Below are 18,403 nucleotides of genomic sequence, written 5' to 3'. Positions count from 1 at the left end.
GCGCGGGGGGGGGTGCCGGCGCGGTTGGGGGTGGCGGGGCCTGTTGCCGGGGGGGCTTTGGGGGGCGCGGTGCGGGGGCCCCCGGCGCGGGGCGGGGGCCGGGCCCCGCCGCTACCGTAAACGAAAACGGCCCGCTTGCGCGGGCCGTTCCGTCAATCACGCTTCGACTTCATCGTCCTTGTAGGCGTCGACCGGGATGCAGGCGCACATCACGTTCTTGTCGCCGTAGACGTTGTCGACGCGGGCCACCGGCGGCCAGTACTTCTGCAGCTTCAGGCTGGGCAGCGGGAAGGCGGCCAGCTCGCGCGGGTAGGCGTGGGTCCACTCGCTGGCCGTCACCGCAGTGGCGGTGTGCGGCGCGTTCTTCAGCGGATTGTCCTCGCGGTCCAGGCGGCCATCCTCGATCGCACGGATTTCCTCGCGGATCTGGATCATGGCATCGATGAAGCGGTCCAGCTCATGCAGCGACTCGCTTTCGGTGGGCTCGACCATCAGCGTGCCGGCCACCGGGAAGCTCAGCGTCGGCGCGTGGAAGCCGAAGTCGATCAGGCGCTTGGCCACGTCCTCGGCGCCGATGCCGCTGCTCTTCTCCAGCGGGCGCACATCGAGGATGCACTCATGCGCCACCAGGCCGTTGCGGCCGGTGTACAGCGTCCTGAAGTGCGGCGCCAGGCGCTTGGCGATGTAGTTGGCATTGAGCTGCGCGACCTGGGTCGCCTTGCGCAGGCCCTCGCGGCCCATCATCGCGATGTACATCCAGCTGATCGGCAGGATCGAGGCGCTGCCGAAGCTGGCGGCGCTGACCATGCCGACCGGGCCGTTGTCACCCAACTTGCCCGGCAGGAACGGGGCCAGGTGCGCCTTGACCGCGCACGGGCCGACGCCCGGGCCGCCGCCGCCGTGCGGGATGCAGAAGGTCTTGTGCAGGTTCAGGTGGGAAACGTCCGAACCCCACTTGCCCGGCTTGGCCACGCCGACCAGGGCGTTCATGTTGGCACCGTCGGTGTACACCTGGCCGCCGTGCTTGTGGATGATTTCGCAGATCTCGACCACCTCCTCCTCGAACACGCCGTGCGTGGACGGGTAGGTCATCATGATCGCGGCCAGGCGGTCGCTGTACTTCTCGGCGTTGAGGCGGATGTCCTCGACATCGACATTGCCGTTGGCATCGGTCTTGGTGACCACCACCTTCATGCCGCACATCTGTGCCGAGGCCGGGTTGGTACCGTGGGCCGAATCCGGAATCAGGCAGATGTCGCGATGCTCCTCACCACGCGAGCGGTGGTAGGCGCGGATCGCCAGCAGGCCGGCGTACTCGCCCTGTGCACCCGAGTTCGGCTGCAGGCTGACCGCATCGTAGCCGGTGCATTCGACCAGCATCGCTTCCAGCGACTCGATCAGTTCCTTGTAGCCCAGCGCCTGGTCGGCCGGCACCAGCGGATGGATCTGCGAGAACTCCGGCCAGGTCACCGGGATCATCTCGGCGGTGGCGTTGAGCTTCATGGTGCACGAGCCCAGCGGGATCATCGTGCGGTCCATCGCCAAGTCCTTGTCGGCCAGTGAACGCAGGTAGCGCAGCAGTTCGTGCTCGCTGTGGTGCGTGTTGAACACCGGATGGGTCAGGAACGCGGACTGGCGCAGCAGCCCGGCCGGCAGCGCGTCGGCGGTGCTGGCATCCAGTGCATCGACATCGGCTTGGGCACCGAAGACGGCGGCCAGCGCGACCACATCGGCGCGGGTGGCGGTCTCGTCCAGGCTGATGCCGACCGAGTCGCTGTCGATCGCGCGCAGGTTGTAGCCGGCGGCGCGCGCCTTGGCGTGGATCTCATCGGCGTGCACACCGGTGACGTGCAGGGTGTCGAAGAAGTCGCCAGCAACCTGCACGCCGGCCTTGCGCAGTGCGGCGGCCAGGATCGCGGCCAGGCGGTGGGTGCGGCGGGCGATGCGGGTCAGGCCTTCCGGACCGTGGTAGACGGCGTACATCGAGGCCATCACCGCCAGCAGGACCTGTGCGGTACAGATGTTGGAGGTGGCCTTCTCGCGGCGGATATGCTGCTCGCGGGTCTGCAGGGTCAGGCGGTAGGCCGGGTTGCCCTGCGCATCGATCGAGACGCCGATCAGGCGGCCGGGCATCGAGCGCTTGTAGGCATCGCGGCAGGCCATGAACGCCGCGTGCGGGCCACCGAAGCCGAACGGCACGCCGAAACGCTGGCTGTTGCCGACCACGATGTCCGCGCCCCATTCGCCCGGTGCGGCGAGCAGGGTCAGCGCCAGCAGATCGGTGGCCACGGCGACCAGGCCGCCGCGTGCATGCACGGCCTCGACCAGTGCCCGGTAGTCGGCCACCTGGCCGAACGTATCCGGATACTGCAGCAGCACGCCGAAGCTGTCTGCTTCCAGCGCTTCGGCCGGGGTGCCGACGCGCAGCACGATGCCCATGGGCTCGGCGCGGGTGCGCAGCAGCTCCAGGGTCTGCGGGTGCACGGCATCGTGCACGAAGAAGGTGTCCGACTTCGACTTGGCCGAACGCTTGGCCAGGGTCATCGCTTCGGCCGCTGCGGTGGCTTCGTCCAGCAGCGAGGCGTTGGCGATCTCCATGCCGGTCAGGTCGGCGCACAGGGTCTGGAAGTTGATCAGCGCTTCCATGCGGCCCTGCGAGATCTCTGCCTGGTACGGGGTGTAGGCGGTGTACCAGGCCGGGTTTTCCAGGATGTTGCGCAGGATCACGTTCGGCGTGTGGGTGCCGTAATACCCCTGGCCGATGAAGCTGCGCAGCACGGTGTTCTTGTCGGCGATCGCGCGGATCTTCGCCAGCGCCTCCACTTCGGTGATCGACTCCGGCAGCGCCAGCGCTGCCGGCGACTTGATCTTGGCCGGCACGATGGCATCGGTCATCGCATCCAGCGACGCGTGGCCGACGACGTCGAGCATCTGCGCGATCTCGGCGTCATTGGGGCCGATATGGCGCTCGACGAACGCACTGTGGTGCTCGAGCTCACGCAGGGAAGGGGTGTTCTGGGACATGGCGAAGGATCCGTCAGGAAAGGGCACACGCACGGGCACAAGCCGCCGGATGGCGGGCTGCGGGGCGCCCCTCTGTCCTTTTGCCTGAGAGTTTGGAAGCGCGGCTGGCCGCAGCTTCGTGCCCCTTCGGCGCCGGATCGAACCGGTCTCTCCAGAGTTGTGTTGCGGGTGGTATCGGGCCTGAGCGATTACGGGCGTTGCGCCTTCGGCAGCGGTGTTCCGCTTCTCCCACCGTGTTGCCCGCCGATTATAGCCGGTTATGGCCTGCTGCCGGGGCCGCCCGGGCAGGGCCGGCGCCTGAATGGCCGATGGCCCGGGGCGTGCGTTTTGTGCGGTGCTGCATGGCATCGGGCGCATTCCCCGCCTATGATGAGCGGATACCCGAATTCATCTGGCGCCGTCCCTGCTGCAGCGGGACCGGCGCCCGCCGTGCGTGCCGCGCATGGCCTTGCCGGACACCGTTCACATGACCGCCGCTGTTGCTCCGTCCACTCGTCGCATGGCCCTGCTGCTCGCGGGCCTGGCCATGTTCGGCCCGTTCTCCATCGACACCATTTTCCCGGCCTTCCCGCAGCTGGCCCAGCGCCTGGCGGTGGATGAGGTGGCCGTCCAGCAGACCATCAGCGTCTACCTGCTGTTCTATGGCCTGATGAGCCTGGCGCACGGGCCGCTGTCCGATGCCTGGGGCCGCAAGCGGGTGATCCTCGGCGGCCTGGTGGTGTTTGCCGGGGCCTCGGTCGGCTGCGCGCTGTCCACTGACCTGCCGACCCTGCTGGCGTTCCGCGCGCTGCAGGGCCTGTCGGCGGGCGTGGGCATGATCGTCGGCCGCGCGGTGATCCGTGACCTGTACCACGGCCATGACGCCCAGCGGTTGATGAGCCAGGTCTCGATGCTGTTCGGCATCGCGCCGGCCATCGCCCCGATCATCGGTGGCTGGATTCTGCTCAGCGGTGCCGGCTGGCCGCTGATCTTCTGGTTCCTCGTGGTTTTCTCGCTGCTGCTGCTGGTGGCCACCGCGCGCTTCCTGCCGGAAACGCATCCGCCGGAGGCGCGGGTACCGCTGTCGCCGCGCGCACTGCTGCGTGACTATGTGCGCATCGGCTTCAACCCGCGTTTCCTGCGCCTGGCACTGGCCGGCAGCATCGGCTTCGGCGGCATTTTCCTGTACATCGCGTCCGCGCCGGTGTTCGTGATGCAGCACCTGCATCTGGGCGAAGGCGACTTCGCCTGGCTGTTCATTCCCACCATCGGTGGCATGACGGCCGGCGCGTTCCTGTCCGGGCGCATGGCCGGGCACACCACGCCGACCCGGCAGGTGACCATCGGCTTCTCCCTGTGCGCGCTGTCGACACTGCTCAACGTCGGCTACGTGGTGCTGGCGCCGCAGTTCGCGCTGCCGTGGGCGGTACTGCCCATTTTCCTGGGCGGCATGGGCATGGCGCTGATCTTCCCGATCCTGGCGCTGGCCGTGCTCGACATGTATCCGCACCAGCGCGGCCTGGCCTCGTCGCTGCAGGCCTTCGCGCAGCTGATGGTCAGCACCGTGGTGGCCGGCGTCGTGTCGCCCCTGCTCAGTGCCAGCCCGCTGCATCTGGCGCTGGGCCAGGCCGGCTTCTTCGCCGCCGGGTTTGTGTTCTGGTACTGGGAACACCGCCGTGAGCGCGCAGTGCAGGCCTTGGTCACGGACCTCTGACCGGCCGCAGGGGCGGTGGCGGGCGACCCGTGAAGCGGCGCCACGGCCGGGGTGCGCTATCCTTGCGCCCCCCCGTAGCGATGCCGCCCCCATGTCCACCACCTCCAAGACCCGTCGCGACCAGCGCCGCCGCCAGGAAGAGAAGGCTGCCAACAAGGCCGCTGCCCAGACTTCGCCGGTGGAGCCGCATGCCGAACTGCGTGATGCGCAGCGCACGCTGCTGGCAGGTGTCGTGCGCCGCGATGGCGAGTGGGTGCTGGGCATGGATGGCCGTATCGCCGGGCATAGCGAGAGCGCCGCGCAGGTACTGGCGTTGATCATGCAGGCCGGTGAACTGCACGAGCGCAACGGTACGCCGGTGCGTCTGATGTATTCCGACGCGCTGCGCGATGCCGCGCAGGCCGAGGCCAGGGAGAAGGGCCAGACCTTCTAGTAATACAAGGCCGAGCTGGCCGCCGCGCGGGCGGCGAACAAGAACAGCTGACCTGTAGGGGGTAGCGCCGGGCCATGCCCGGCGAACGCAGCGGTGTGATCAAGGCCGCCGGGCATGGCCCGGCGCCACCGGAACGAAAGGGGTGGATCCTCGCGGATCCGCCCCTTTTCTCATTTCGCCACCGGGGCCGCAGCGCTGGCCTGCCAGCCGCACATCTGGCCTTCGTTCTGCTGCTTGAGCCACTCATTGACCGGGCTGAAGTACTCGATCATCGGGCCGGCATCCAGCTTGTCGGTGCCGGTCAGCTCCTTCAGCGTGGCCTGCCACGGCTGGCTGGCGCCCTTGCTGAGCATCGCCCAGTACTTCTGGCCGGCTTCCTTGTTGCCGTAGAAGGTGCACTCGTGCAGCGGGCCCTTGTAACCCGATGCATCGCACAGGCCCTTGTAGAACTGGAACTGCAGGATGCGGGCGAGGAAGTAGCGGGTGTACGGCGTATTGCCCGGCACGTGGTACTTCGCGCCCGGATCGAAGAACTCCTCGCCGCGGGTGCTGGCCGGGGCAACGCCCTGGTATTTGGCCTTCAGATCCCACCATGCCTTGTTGTAGTTGTCGGCGGTGATCGATCCATCAAACACGCCCCAGCGCCAGCGGTCGATCATCAGGCCGAAGGGCAGGAATGAAACGCCCGACAGCGCCATGCGCATCTGCGCGTTGATCACGGCCTCGCGGCTTTCCTGCGGTGCATCAACGAGACCGATCGAATTCAGGTACTTGGGCGTCATCGCCAGCACGATCGTGTCGCCGATTGCTTCGTGGAAGCCATCGTTGGCGCCGCCCTGGAACAGGGGCGGCAACGGGTTGTAGGCCAGGTCGTAATAGATGTGGCCCAGCTCGTGATAGATGGTGGTGAAGTTCTCTTCGTTCGGCTTGATGCACATCTTGGTGCGCACATCGCCTTCCATGTTCATGTCCCAGGCGCTGGCGTGGCAGACCACGTCACGGTCGTCAGGCTTGATGAACTGGGTCTTGTCCCAGTACGACTGCGGCAGCGAGGGCATGCCCAGCGACACGTAGAAATCCTGTGCGCGCTCGGTCATCTGTTTCGCGGTACGCAGTTCGGCTTCGCGCTGTGCCCTGTACTGGCCCGCGACGCTGGCATCCCTGCCAGCCTTGGCCAGCGCAGCACTCAGGTTGGTCTGGTACTGCTTTTCCAGTGCTGCGGTGATGTCCAGGCTTCCGGCACCGGGATAGGGCTCCAGCTGGTCCCACAGGTTGGACCAGTCCTGCTGCCACATGTTGCCCAGCAGGTGCGCGGCGATCAGGCCATTACCCACCTCGGCCTTGTCCTTGCCGTAGGTCTTGTCCAGCTTCCCGCGCGCGTAGCAGTGCAGCTGCTCGTACATCGGCTTGACCTGCTCCCACAGGCGGTCGGTTTCCGGCCCGATCTGCTCCGGCGGCATGTCATAGCCGCTGCGCCACATCTGCCCGGCATCGGTGAAGCCCATGCCCTTGGCACCTTCGTTCACCAGGCTGACGAACTTCTGGTAGTCGCCACGCATGTTCCGCGTGGTGCTGTGCCAGCCCTGCCAGGCGTCAAGCTGCGCGTCGTAGTCGCGGCTGCGTGCCAGCACCTGTTCCAGTTCCCCCAGCTGGCGGCAGGAGGCCGGGTCGTTGGCATCGGTGCAGTACTTGCCGGCACCGTAGCTGCCCTCCATGCGGGTGGCGATCTGGGTCAGCTCGGCCAGCTTGGCCGGGTCGCGCGGTGCCGGCATCGAGGACATCAGCTTCAGCAGATGGATCGCACGCTTGCTGTCTGCGCTCATCGGCTGGCCCTCGAACTTCGCGGCCTGCTCGATCCAGCTGTTGAGCTGGGTCAGTGAACGCTCGTTGGCCTTGGCCGCGATGCGCTCCGAATCGCTGTTGATGTAGGTGGAAGACAGCCACTGCGCCGAGGTCATCTCCGGATAGGCAGCCTTGTATTCGGCATTGATGCGGGCAACGAACTGGTCGGCGGTCTCGCCGGCCGGTGCGCTGCTGCCGGCGGTCTCGGCGCCGGGGGACGCTTCCTTCTTGCAGGCAGCCAGGGCCAGCGTGGCGGCGGCGACAGCAGCGGCCAGCAGGAGATGACGGTGTTTCACGGGCGGTCCTTGGGTGGTGAACGACGGCCGAAGGCTAGTGGGCAGGCGCTGCCACCGCAAGTGGCGGAAGTCGGCCGGGCCGCGCCCGGCACCCGCAGAAGCCTTCCAGCAAGGGCAAAGGCCAAAGCAACAGCAACAGCGGGCTATCCGTGGGATGGCGGGGCGGTGTGGGCTTGCAGGACACGCCGTAAACCCATCCATGGGGGCTCGATGGCGCCATCCATGGCGCCAACGGTCCTGCAATCCCACACCGCCCCACCTCTGACAGATCGCGGCGGCTGTTGGTGGGTGTCGACCTTGGTCGGCACATCTGTCAGGTATCGACAATCAAATTGGGGTCAGATCCGTTTTCCGCAGGAAGACGGATCTGACCCCGGAATTTCACCTACCAACAGCGGAGTGAACCTGTCGAAGGCAGGGTACTGTGGGTTTGCGGGGTGTGAGCGCCATGGATGGCGCGACCAAGGCTACATGGACGTACTTGCGCCGTCCCCGCGAACCCACAGTGCCCCGCCATCCCACGGAATGCGCTTCGGCTTTTGACGTTGCCTCGGCTTCTGCGGGTGCAGGGCTGCAAGCCCTGCCGAACCCCCCTCAACTCTCGCAGCCGGCGAACACGTCGCGATCGCGCTCGTACAGCGCCGTCTTCACCTGCATCAGGCCCAGCACCGACGGGAACAGGTTGTCGTGGTCGGTATACGCTGCCGAACGCTTGCGCACGCATTGCAGGTCCAGCCCGCGACTGCTGGCGAAGCCCGGCGAGAACCACATCGTCATCGGTACGCGGGTCTGCTCGGCCGGGGCGATCGCATAGGGCACGCCGTGCAGGTACAGGCCCTTCTCACCCAGCGATTCGCCATGGTCGGACAGGTAGATCATCGCTGTGTCGTAGTCCTGCATGCCCTGCAGCGTGCCGATGGTCTTGCTCAGGAAATGATCGGTGTACAGCACGGCATTGTCATAGCTGTTGGTGATCTCTTCGCGTGAGCAACGGCCGATGTCACGGGTGTCGCAGGTTGGCTTGAAGCGGGCAAAGGCGGCCGGATAGCGCTCGAAGTACGCCGGGCCATGGTTGCCCAGCTGGTGCAGCACGACCACGCGGTCGCCGGGTTTGGCACGCACCTGGGTGGCCAGGTCCTGCAGCAGGATCTCGTCCATGCAGCGGCCGTCGGCGCACAGGCCCGGGGTGGTCGCATCGGACAGCGACTGGAAGTCCAGTCCTTCGCACACGCCTTTGCAGCCGGACTGGTTGTCACGCCACAGCGGTGCGATGCCGGCACGGTTCAGTACGTGCAGCAGCGACTGGTGCGCGCGGATCTTCTTCTCGTCGTAGTCGTGGCGTCCCCATGGCGAGAACAGGCAGGGCAGCGAAACTTCGGTGCTGGTGCCGCAGGAGTGCATGTCGGGGAAGTTGATCACCGGTGCCTGGGCCAGTTCCGGCGTGGTATTGCGGCCGCCGTTGAGGCCCCAGTTCTGTGCACGCACGGTCTCGCCCATCACGATTACCAGCAGCCGCGGTTTGCTCGCCGGAGCGCGTGGGGTGGCCTTGGCGTCGGTGCCGATCGGCAGTTTCGGCGCGCGCTGCACCGGGTTGTCGCCGCGCAGTGCACGTGGAAGACCCAGCAGCACGTTGGCCGGGGTGGCGAGGTAACGCACTTCACGCTGGTTGCGCATCAGTGCGGAGACGTCCTGGAACGAGATCAGTGCACCGCCAACAGCGGTCACCGCAGCCACCGCCAGGAAGCCCAGGCGCCACAGCAGGCTGCGCCCCCAGCTGCGCCGCTGCAGCTGCACCCGCCACACCAGCACCATCGGCAGTGCCGCCAGCAGCAGTACCGGCCACAGCAGCGAGACCGTCATCAGTTCGCGGCTTTCCTTCGGATCGGTCGCCAGCACGTTGCGCAGCATGTCCGCGTCCAGATAGATGTGGTAACGGCTCATGTAGTGGGCGGCGAAGGCCGTTACCAGCAGCAGCGCGCTGATCACCAACTTGGCGTTCCAGCGCCAGACCAGCAGGCCCAGCAGCAGGCCATGCGTGCCGAGCAGCAACAGCAGCAGCGACACCGCGTAGCGCAGGCTCTCCGGGTGGCTGGCCATCGCGCTGCGCCAGAACAGGCCGTTGCCGGCCAGGGCGAAGAACAGGCTGGTCAGCGCGATCAACGCCTCGGTGGACAGCTGTGGCCGCCAGCTGCGCAGGACGGCCAGCGATGGCACACGGAACGAGCGTTGGACCGAAGCATTCATGCGTTCGCCTCCAGGCGGTTGGTGCGGTCCAGGTGATGGCGGACCAGAACGTACAGCCCCAGTGACAGCAGCCAGCACAGCAGGGCTGTGGCAAGGTCATGCGACAGAAAATGTGCACCCCGCAGCTGCTGGCTGATGCCGAACAGCAGCCCGCTGCCCAGGCCCAGTGCCAGGCCGGTCCAGCGCCAGGCAGGACGCCACAGCAGGGCGAAAAAGTACAGGCTCAGCCAGGCATAGCCGGCACTGGCATGGCCGGCGGGAAAGCACGCGATCACCGGCATGTCGGCCGGACGATGGCTGAAAAGCCCGATATAAGGCTGGTGGCCGCCGTAGCGCAGCAGATCCCACGGGCAGTCCATCGGCACCAGCGACTTCAGCAGAGACACGCCGCCGGTTCCCAGAGCCAGGGCAATTACGACATAAAGCAGCGCCCACCGCAGGGTGCGATCACGTCCGCGGCGCCAGTGGTGAAAGCTCAGCAGTATCACCACGAGCGCCGCGGCGGTGCTGAACCACTTGCCGCCCCGGTGCACCAGCGAACGGGTGAACCACGCGTCCTGCAGTGCCCAGCGGCCGCCCTCCAACCGGAACAGGTGGTCAGCCAGCCATTGATCGGCTCCCCCCTCCATGAACACGGCGAACAGGGGAAGCACGATGAGCAGTGGAAGCCACAGGTGGGTCACGGCGAACCGCGATGCCAGCGTGGAGTAGGCCGAAGCAACCCCGGAGACGGGAGGACGGACGGACATGCAGGAAAACACCGTGACGATGAACCGGCGCCATGCTCGTCAGGTTGATGTCGGAGAAGGGTCGGACCTGCGTTCGGGCCGGGTTAACCGCCGGCCCGCGTGGGGGATGATTCAGTCTTCTTCTTCGTTGGCGCCGGCCCGCTCGGCGTGGCAGCCGGAATCCCAGGCAGTGCCGGGCACCAGTTGCCAGCGGTTGCGGTTGGCGACGCCGATGTCGATCACCTGGGCGGCATCCACGCAGGGACTCATGGCCTTGTCGAGTACCAGCAGCCAGCGCCGGTCGGGTGCTTCGGCCAGCCAGGGGCCGGCGTCGTGCCACTGTTCAGGCCAGGGCCGCTTGAAGCCGAACTCGCGCACGGCGCGGTCGGCCTGCAGCAGGTTCTGCTCGCGCCAGGCCACCAGTGCCAGTTCGGCATCGGGGCCGATCCTCGCGCCGACCCGGCGCATCAGCGCCGACGACGAGGCGTAGGGGTCGAGCGCCGGAATCAGCACCAGGCCGTACAGCATCCACAGCAGGCCGTGGGTGAGCAGTACCAGGGTGGCGGCGCGCCGCACGCGCAACCACACGGCCAGGGTAGCCACGGCGATCGCGAACGTCAGCAGGCCGTCGCCCAGCACCGGCAGCAGGGTGTCGGGCATCGCACGCCGCTGCAGCTGCGCCTGCGCCCAGTGACTTTCGGTGAGCAGCATCACGCCCAGCACGGCGGTTGCCAGCATCAGCACCAGGCTGTAACCGAACAGATACCGGCGCACGCACAGCCTGCGCAGCAGGCCGGGCAGCAGGGGCGCGGCGGCAAGGGCCACGGCAGGCAGCATCGGCAGCAGGTAGACCTCGCGCTTGCCGGGGCTGGCGCTGAAGAACACCAGCACCAGCAGCGCCCACCCCAGCAGCAGCCACTGCCGGCGGTCGCCACGGCGCAGGCGCCGCCACCACGGGCGGGCCAGCACCGGCAGCAACAGGGCACCCGGCAGCCACAGTGTCAGGATCACCTGCAGGTAGTACCAGACCGGCTGCCGGTGGTGCCAGGCGTTGGCATAGCGGGTGCCGGTCTGCTTGAACAGCAGTTCATGCGCATAGGACTGCAGCGAGGCACTGGGTTCGTGCAGCAGGGCCCAGCCCAGCGGGGCCAGCCAGACGGCCACGCCGAGCAGGAATGCAGGGATCAGCCACAGCAGGGTCGCCGGGTGCGGGCCCTCGATGCGACGGCCGCGGCGATGCTGGTACAGCCACCAGCCGAACCAGGGCAGCACCATCAGCAGCGGCAGGAAACCTACGCCTTTGGTCACCGTGCCCAGGCCGGCGGCAAAGCCGGCCAGCCACAGCGCCGGCACATTGCGTCGCTCGCACAGATGCCGCAGCAGGCCCCACAGGGCCAGCGTGGTCATCCCGACCAGCACCATATCGATCTGCGCACGCTTGGCCATCAGGCCGAACTGCAGGGTGCAGAACAGGGCACCGATGGCATAGAGGGAGTGGCGCGGCGACCACAGTCGGCGTGCCAGATCCGACACCAACCACAGACTGAGCAGGGCCCCCAGCAGCGAAGGCAGCAGGAACGACCACTGCCAGCTGCCTACCGCTTCGTAGGCCGCGGCCTGCAGCCACATGAACACCGGCGGCTTCTCCGCATACAGCTCGCTGCCACGGTGCGGCAGCAGCCATTCCCCGCTTTCCACCATGGTCCTGGCGGCCAGTACGAAGCGGGGTTCGTCCGGTGGCTGCGGCTGGCGCATGCCGATGCCGGCAGCCAGTGCCGCGATGATCAACAGCCAGAGCAGGGGCAGGCGCCAACGGCGGGGCAGGGCTACGGGCACGGCAGGCTCCGGGAGCAAAACGGCCATTTTGAGGCGGCGGGGGTGGGAAAAGCGTCGGAGTATCGCCGGGGCGACCTCATTCCGACATGCGTGGCGCTACCATGGTACGAACTTCCGTGGAACTTTCATGCATGCGCCTGTTGGTGATCGAGGACAACCGGCAGCTGGTGGCCAATCTGTTCGACTACTTCGAGTCGCGCGGTCATGTGCTGGATGTGGCTCCCGATGGCATCACCGGCCTGCATCTGGCGGGCAGCCATCCCTATGACGCGGTGATCCTGGACTGGATGCTGCCCCGGATGGAAGGGCCGGAAGTGCTGCGCCGCCTGCGTGCCGAGCATGGCTCGGAGGTGCCGGTGATCATGCTGACCGCACGCGACGAACTGCCGGACAAGATTGCCGGCTTCCGTGCCGGCGCTGATGACTACCTGACCAAGCCGTTCGCGTTGCCGGAGCTGGAAGTGCGGCTGGAGGCCCTGCTGCTGCGGGCACAGGGACGCAACCCCCGCAAGCGGCTGCAGGTGGGTGATCTGGTGCTGGACCTGGCGACCCTGGAGGCGCAGCGCGCCGGACAGGTCCTGCATCTGTATCCGGCCTGCCGCAAGCTGCTGGAAGTGCTGATGCGCGCCAGCCCCGGCGCGGTCACCCGCCAGCAGCTCGAATTCGCCCTGTGGGGCGACGAGCCACCGGACGGCGACCTGCTGCGCTCGCATGTCTACGAACTGCGCCGCAGCGTGGATGGACCGTTCGTGGACAAGCTGATCCACACGCTGCCGCGGGTCGGCTACCGGTTGGCCCTGCCCACCGCCGCCGAGGCCGGCAGGAATGACGATGAAGGTGCGTAGACCCGGCCCGCTGTACCGCCGCGTGCTGTGGTGGCTGCTGGGCTACCTGGCACTGCTTTCGCTGGCGGTGTTCAGCGTAGGCAACTATGTGCACGAGCACGCCGAACACGCCGCCTGGCGCGCGCTGCTCAACTCCGAACTGGACAGCATCGTCGAGCATGTCGAGCACGAGCCACACTATCGATGGCAGGACTCGGACACGCTCAGCCTGTACCGTTTCGACGCGGTGAACCTGCCTGACAGCCTGCGCACCCTGCATCCCGGCCTGCATGACGGGGTGATGGTGAAGGACCGCGAAACGGCGGTCATGGTGCGTGATACGGACTCGATGGGGCGCGTTGCGCTGGTGCTGGACATCTCCGACTTCCACGACCTTGAGCAGTTCGCCACGCGGTGGGTGATGCTGGCCGGGGTGATCATGATCTTCGTCACCGTGCTGATGGCGTCCTTCGGCATGGAGCGCATGGTGCGTCCGCTCAGCCTCCTGGCGCAGCGCATCGGCGCGTTGCGGCCGGGCGCGCAGGGCCAGCGCATCGATGTCGACCCGCGTGGCAGTTCCGAGCTGCACACCATCGCCGATGCGTTGAATGACTACCTCGAACGCAACGAGCAGTTCGTTGAACGCGAGCGGGTGTTCATCAGCACTGCCAGCCATGAGCTGCGCACCCCGATTGCGGTGATGACCGGCGCCGCCGAGCTGGCCCTGGAGCAGCCGGGCCTGCCGGACCGTGCCCGGCAGCAGATCCAGCGCGTGCTGCGCACCGCGCAGGGCGTGGAGCAACTGATCGAACTGCTGCTGGTGCTTGCGCGCGATCCGGCGCGGCTGGCGGCGCGTGCCGAGCGCATCGCACTGGACCAGCTGCTGCCGGACATCGTCGAGCATCATCGCCATCTGCTGGGCGACAAGGACCTGAGCATCGGTATCCAGGCCGCGCCGGTGGACATCGTTGCCCCGCTGGCGGTGGTGCAGGCGGCGATCGGCAACCTGTTGCGCAACGCGATCGAGAACAGCGGCCGCGGGCACATCGAACTGCGCCTGAGCGCTTCGGCGGTGCTGACCCTGCAGGACCCGGGGCATGGCATGAGCCCGGAGGAGATCGCTGCGATCCACGCACGCATGGCCCGGGGAGAGCGTGTCGATCGTGGCGGGATCGGCCTGGACCTGATCGCGCGCCTGTGCGAGCACCTGGGCTGGACCCTGCAGCTGCAGCCCTGCGAGCCGCGCGGGACGCAGGCCACGCTGGATTTCGGTGCTTCGCGCCCAGGCGGATGATCGCAGTCGCGGGGTCAGGCCTTCGGCCGCGGCACATGCTGGTCGACCAGGATCACGTTGCCGTCCGGATCCATCAGTTGCAGGAAGGCGGGGCCTTCACTGTCGGGATCGGCCCGGACCTGCAGCGCGATACCCTGCGCATCCAGCGCTGCCTGCAGTTCGCGGACGTCCTGGAAACGCGGCAGTTCCTGCTTGTGCTGGTCCCAGCCCGGGTTGAAGGTCAGCAGGTTGCCTTCAAACATGCCCTGGAACAGGCCGATGACGACACCATCGTTGCGCATCACCAGCCAGTTCTGCGTTGCATCGCCGCCGGTCACCGAGAAGCCCAGTGCCTCATAGAACGCGCGGGAGGCGGCCAGGTCCTTGACCGAAAGGCTGACCGAGAAGGCACCCAGTTGCATGGACACGCTCCGTTTCGGGAAAGGCGAGGCCGGCACTGCAGCATGACCCGCCGTGAAGAGGGTGTTAATCTCGACCCGCGCCGCCTTATGCGGCGCTTTTTTTTCCGCTCTTTCGATCGACAGAGGATCCCATGCCGACCGAACCCGCTACTGCCCTTATCAACAACGACATCGTTGGCCTGGGCCTGATTGCCGCCACCCTGGCCCTGATCTTCTGGGCCGCCAGTGGTCCCACCCCCCTGCTGAAGAAGATCTTCGCCTGGGTGCCGGCCCTGCTGCTGTGTTACTTCATCCCGGCCATCTACAACACCGCCGGTGTCATCGATGGCCACAACACGTCGCTGTACAACCCAGTCGCACGCGATGTGCTGCTGCCTGCCGCGCTGGTCCTGCTGACCCTGTCGATCGACCTCAAAGGGGTCATCAAGCTCGGCCCGAAGCTGCTGCTCGTGTTCTGTGCCGGTACCGCCGGCATCATGCTCGGCGCCATCGTCTCGTTCCAGGTGATGAAGCTGATCCACCCGGAAACCGTGGCCGGTGACACCTGGGCTGGCATGGCGGCGCTGGCCGGCAGCTGGATCGGCGGTGGCGCCAACATGGTCGCCATGCGCGAGATCTTCGGTACCGATGCCACGACCTTCGGGCAGTTCGCCGTGGTCGATGTGGCCTGCGCCAGCCTGTGGATGGCGATCCTGCTGTTCCTGGCCAACCGCGCGCAGCAGATCGACACGCGCAACGGTGCCGACACCCGTGCCATCGACGAGATGAAGGCGCGCATCAGCGCCTATGAAGCGCAGAACGCGCGTATTCCCAGCATGACCGACCTGATGGTGATCGTCGGCGTTGCCCTGGGCGGTGTCGGCCTGGCGCACGCGATCGCCGAGCCGCTGTCGGGCTGGTTCAAGGCCAACGTCAGCTGGGCCAGCCAGTTCAGCCTGGACAGCCAGTTCGTCTGGGTGATCCTGCTGTCCACCGCGATGGGCCTGGGCTTGAGCTTCACCCGTGCACGTCGTCTGGAAGCGGCGGGTGCCTCGCGCCTGGGCACGGTGTTCCTGTACTTCCTGATCGCCTGCATCGGCATGCAGATGAACCTGCTGTCGCTGCTGGATCGGCCGTGGCTGTTCCTGCTCGGCGCGATCTGGATGGCGACCCACGTGCTGGTGCTGTGGGCCGTGGCCAAGCTGGTCCGTGCGCCGCTGTTCTTCTTCGCCATTGGTTCGCAGGGCAACATCGGTGCGGCGGCATCGGCGCCGGTGGTGGCTGCGGCCTTCCATCCGACACTGGCACCGGTCGGCGTGCTGCTCGGCACGGTGGGCTATGCCACCGGCACCGGGCTGGCCTATGTCACCGGCCTGATCCTGAAGTGGATGGCCAACGGCTGAGCGCGGGTCGCGCTCTGCGTCTCCCTGCAACGGGCGCCGGGTTTCATGCCCGGCGCCCGCGTCATGCCTTTCAGCAGCAGCGTCCGCCGTTGCGTCCGCCGTACCGCGCTTCCTGACGTTCGCGGAAGAACGTCTTGTAGTCCATCGGTTCCTGGTCCGGATGCTTCTCCAGCATGTGCCGGACGTAGTTGTCGTAATCAGGGATGCCACAGCACAGGCGTGCCGTCTGCACCAGGCGTCGCCACACGCGGCGGTGCGCCTGGTACTGGCCAACGGGAACCAGTTGCGTGCTCATTACAGATCCACCATTTCATGCGGCTTCAGCGCCACGTACGGGGTCTCGCGGTCGCTACGCTGCGGATTGCGGCGTGCGGCCAGGATCGTGCGGATCGAATAGGTCAGCACCGCACCCACCACCAGCAGGAACAGCGCGGTCAGGCCGGTGTTGACGTAGGCATTGACCACGATCTGCTGCATCTGCGCCACCGACTTGGCCGGTGCGGTGATGGTGTCGCTGGCGATGGCGGCCTGGAACTTGTGCGCCTGCGCCAGGAAGCCCTGCGCCGGGTTGCTGTCGAAGATCTTGATGAAGCCGGCATAGGTGGTGCAGATCAGCAGCCAGGTGGCCGGTACTGCGGTCACCCAGGCATAGCGGTCACGCTTCATCTTGAACAGCACCACCGTCCCCAGCATCAGCGCGATACCGGCCAGCATCTGGTTGGAGATGCCGAACAGCGGCCACAGGGTCTGGATGCCGCCGAACGGATCGACCACGCCGGTGTAGAGCAAGTAGCCCCACAGCGCCACGCAGCCGGCCGTGCCGATGATGTTGGCCGTCCACGACTCGGTCTTCTTCAGCGCCGGAATGAAGTTGCCCAGCAGATCCTGCAGCATGAAGCGGCCTGCGCGGGTGCCCGCATCCACGGCGGTCAGGATGAACAACGCTTCGAACAGGATGGCGAAGTGGTACCAGAACGCCATCATCGCGTCGCTGCCGCTGGGAATGGCTTCATGCAGGATCATTGCGATGCCCACCGCCAGCGTCGGAGCACCACCGGCGCGGTGCAGGATCGTCGGTTCGCCGATCGCGGCGGCCGTGGCGGTCAGCTGTTCCGGCGTGATGGTGAAGCCCCAGGTGTTGGTGATGTAGTGCGCGGCAGACGCCGCATCGGCACCGATCACCGCCGCCGGGCTGTTCATCGCGAAGTAGATGCCCGGATCGATGATCGACGCAGCCACCAGCGCCATCACCGCCACGAACGATTCCATCAGCATGCCGCCATAGCCGATGTAGCGCATGTGCGATTCATTGGCCAGCAGCTTCGGTGTGGTGCCCGAGGAAATCAGCGCGTGGAAACCGGATACCGCGCCGCAGGCAATGGTGATGAACAGGAACGGGAACATGCCGCCCTTCCACACCGGGCCATCGCCACTGGCGGCGAACTGGGTCAGTGCGGGCATTTTCAGCTCGGGCATCACGATCAGGATGCCGATGGCCAGAGCGACGATGGTGCCGATCTTGAGGAAGGTCGACAGGTAGTCGCGCGGTGCCAGCAACAGCCACACGGGCAGCACCGAAGCGACGAAGCCGTAGCCGATCAGCATCCAGGTGATCTGCGTGCCGGTGAAGGTGAAGGCCGGGCCCCACACCGGATCTGCAGCAACCTTGCCGCCGTACCAGATCGCGGCCAGCAGCAGCACCAGGCCCACCACCGAGATCTCGCCGATCTTGCCCGGCCGGATGTAGCGCATGTAGATGCCCATCAGGATGGCGATGGGCATCGTGGCTATCACCGTGAACATGCCCCAGGGGCTTTCCGCCAGCGCCTTGACCACCACCATCGCCAGCACCGCCAGGATGATGATCATGATCAGGAACGCGCCGAACAGCGCGATGGTGCCGGGCACCTGTCCCATTTCCTCGCGGACCAGATCGCCCAGTGAGCGGCCGTTGCGCCGGCTGGACAGGAACAGGACCATGAAGTCCTGTACCGCACCGGCCAGCACCACGCCCACCACCAGCCACAGCAGTCCGGGCAGGTAGCCCATCTGCGCCGCGAGCACCGGGCCCACCAGTGGACCGGCGCCGGCGATGGCCGCGAAGTGGTGGCCGAACAGCACGTGCTTGTTGGTCGGCACGTAGTCCAGGCCATCGTTGTTGATCACCGCCGGCGTAGCCCGGGTCGGATCCACCTGCATCACCTTGTTGGCGATGAACAGGCTGTAGAAGCGATAGGCGATCAGGTAGATCGAAACAGCGGCGACGACGATCCACAGCGCGTTGATATGTTCGCCGCGGCGCAAGGCCACGGTGCCCAGACAGAACGCGCCGAGCAGGGCGAGTGCCGCCCAACCCAGTTTGGCAAACCCTTTCATGAGGTGCTCTCTCCCGGAAAGACATTCAAA

At 66.7% G+C, this 18,403-nt stretch carries 13 protein-coding genes and 1 riboswitch; of the genes, 5 read left to right on the top strand and 8 right to left on the bottom strand.

Translation table 11 applies throughout. The features are described from left to right. Positions 1-156: 156 nt before the first annotated feature. Positions 157-3,024 (bottom strand): aminomethyl-transferring glycine dehydrogenase, encoded by a 2,868-nt coding sequence (gene gcvP, locus ACVOME_RS15255; protein ID WP_065174824.1) that lies wholly within the window; start codon positions 3,022-3,024, stop codon positions 157-159. A gap of 62 nt (positions 3,025-3,086) precedes the next feature. Beyond that, positions 3,087-3,189, bottom strand: a riboswitch (glycine riboswitch). A 301-nt stretch (positions 3,190-3,490) separates the two neighbouring features. Here gcvP and ACVOME_RS15250 point away from each other — a divergent pair. Both ACVOME_RS15250 and ACVOME_RS15245 read left to right on the top strand, forming a co-directional pair. Further along, a complete protein-coding gene (locus ACVOME_RS15250) occupies positions 3,491-4,717 on the top strand; it encodes a multidrug effflux MFS transporter (RefSeq protein ID WP_459040157.1) in 1,227 nt (408 codons plus the stop codon). 91 nt (positions 4,718-4,808) lie between these two features. Then, positions 4,809-5,150 (top strand): hypothetical protein, encoded by a 342-nt coding sequence (locus ACVOME_RS15245; RefSeq protein ID WP_481505251.1) that lies wholly within the window; start codon positions 4,809-4,811, stop codon positions 5,148-5,150. A 170-nt stretch (positions 5,151-5,320) separates the two neighbouring features. On the opposite strand, the gene ACVOME_RS15240 is transcribed toward ACVOME_RS15245, so the two are convergent. The 4 genes from ACVOME_RS15240 to ACVOME_RS15225 form a co-directional block, all read right to left on the bottom strand. After that, a complete protein-coding gene (locus ACVOME_RS15240; RefSeq protein WP_164151614.1) occupies positions 5,321-7,288 on the bottom strand; it encodes a M2 family metallopeptidase in 1,968 nt (655 codons plus the stop codon). A 594-nt stretch (positions 7,289-7,882) separates the two neighbouring features. Next, positions 7,883-9,532: a phosphoethanolamine transferase gene (locus ACVOME_RS15235; protein WP_481505250.1), complete on the bottom strand. Its 1,650-nt coding sequence runs from the start codon at positions 9,530-9,532 to the stop codon at positions 7,883-7,885. Next, positions 9,529-10,281, bottom strand: coding sequence for a phosphatase PAP2 family protein (locus ACVOME_RS15230; RefSeq protein WP_074899518.1), 753 nt, complete (start codon positions 10,279-10,281; stop codon positions 9,529-9,531). The genes ACVOME_RS15235 and ACVOME_RS15230 overlap by 4 nt, the downstream gene beginning before the upstream one ends. A gap of 111 nt (positions 10,282-10,392) precedes the next feature. Continuing rightward, positions 10,393-12,096 (bottom strand): ArnT family glycosyltransferase, encoded by a 1,704-nt coding sequence (locus tag ACVOME_RS15225; protein ID WP_481505249.1) that lies wholly within the window; start codon positions 12,094-12,096, stop codon positions 10,393-10,395. Positions 12,097-12,227: 131 nt separating this feature from the next. Here ACVOME_RS15225 and ACVOME_RS15220 point away from each other — a divergent pair, with 131 nt between their 5' ends. After that, positions 12,228-12,941, top strand: coding sequence for a response regulator transcription factor (locus tag ACVOME_RS15220; protein WP_065174831.1), 714 nt, complete (start codon positions 12,228-12,230; stop codon positions 12,939-12,941). Continuing rightward, a complete protein-coding gene (locus ACVOME_RS15215) occupies positions 12,928-14,214 on the top strand; it encodes a sensor histidine kinase (protein ID WP_065174832.1) in 1,287 nt (428 codons plus the stop codon). The genes ACVOME_RS15220 and ACVOME_RS15215 overlap by 14 nt, the downstream gene beginning before the upstream one ends. 14 nt (positions 14,215-14,228) lie before the next feature. Here the strand turns inward: ACVOME_RS15215 and ACVOME_RS15210 are convergent, their stop codons facing one another. Next, positions 14,229-14,615 (bottom strand): VOC family protein, encoded by a 387-nt coding sequence (locus ACVOME_RS15210; protein ID WP_277380981.1) that lies wholly within the window; start codon positions 14,613-14,615, stop codon positions 14,229-14,231. 131 nt (positions 14,616-14,746) lie between these two features. Here ACVOME_RS15210 and ACVOME_RS15205 point away from each other — a divergent pair, with 131 nt between their 5' ends. Beyond that, positions 14,747-15,997 carry a DUF819 family protein gene (locus ACVOME_RS15205; RefSeq protein ID WP_277380980.1) on the top strand — a complete coding sequence of 417 codons (1,251 nt, stop codon included), beginning with the start codon at positions 14,747-14,749 and terminating at the stop codon, positions 15,995-15,997. Positions 15,998-16,067: 70 nt separating this feature from the next. On the opposite strand, the gene ACVOME_RS15200 is transcribed toward ACVOME_RS15205, so the two are convergent. Next, the gene (locus ACVOME_RS15200; protein ID WP_053519004.1) at positions 16,068-16,292 is read right to left on the bottom strand and encodes a YbdD/YjiX family protein; all 225 of its coding nucleotides are present in this window, start codon (positions 16,290-16,292) and stop codon (positions 16,068-16,070) included. Continuing rightward, positions 16,292-18,373, bottom strand: a complete 2,082-nt coding sequence (locus tag ACVOME_RS15195; RefSeq protein ID WP_053519002.1) for a carbon starvation CstA family protein — start codon at positions 18,371-18,373, stop codon at positions 16,292-16,294. Before ACVOME_RS15195 ends, ACVOME_RS15200 begins: the two co-directional genes overlap by 1 nt. Positions 18,374-18,403 lie beyond the last annotated feature (30 nt).

This window comes from Stenotrophomonas sp. STEN008, assembly GCF_056760435.1.
The sequence above is the reverse complement of the archived record's forward strand: the minus strand, read 5'-3'. Positions and strand labels throughout refer to the sequence as shown.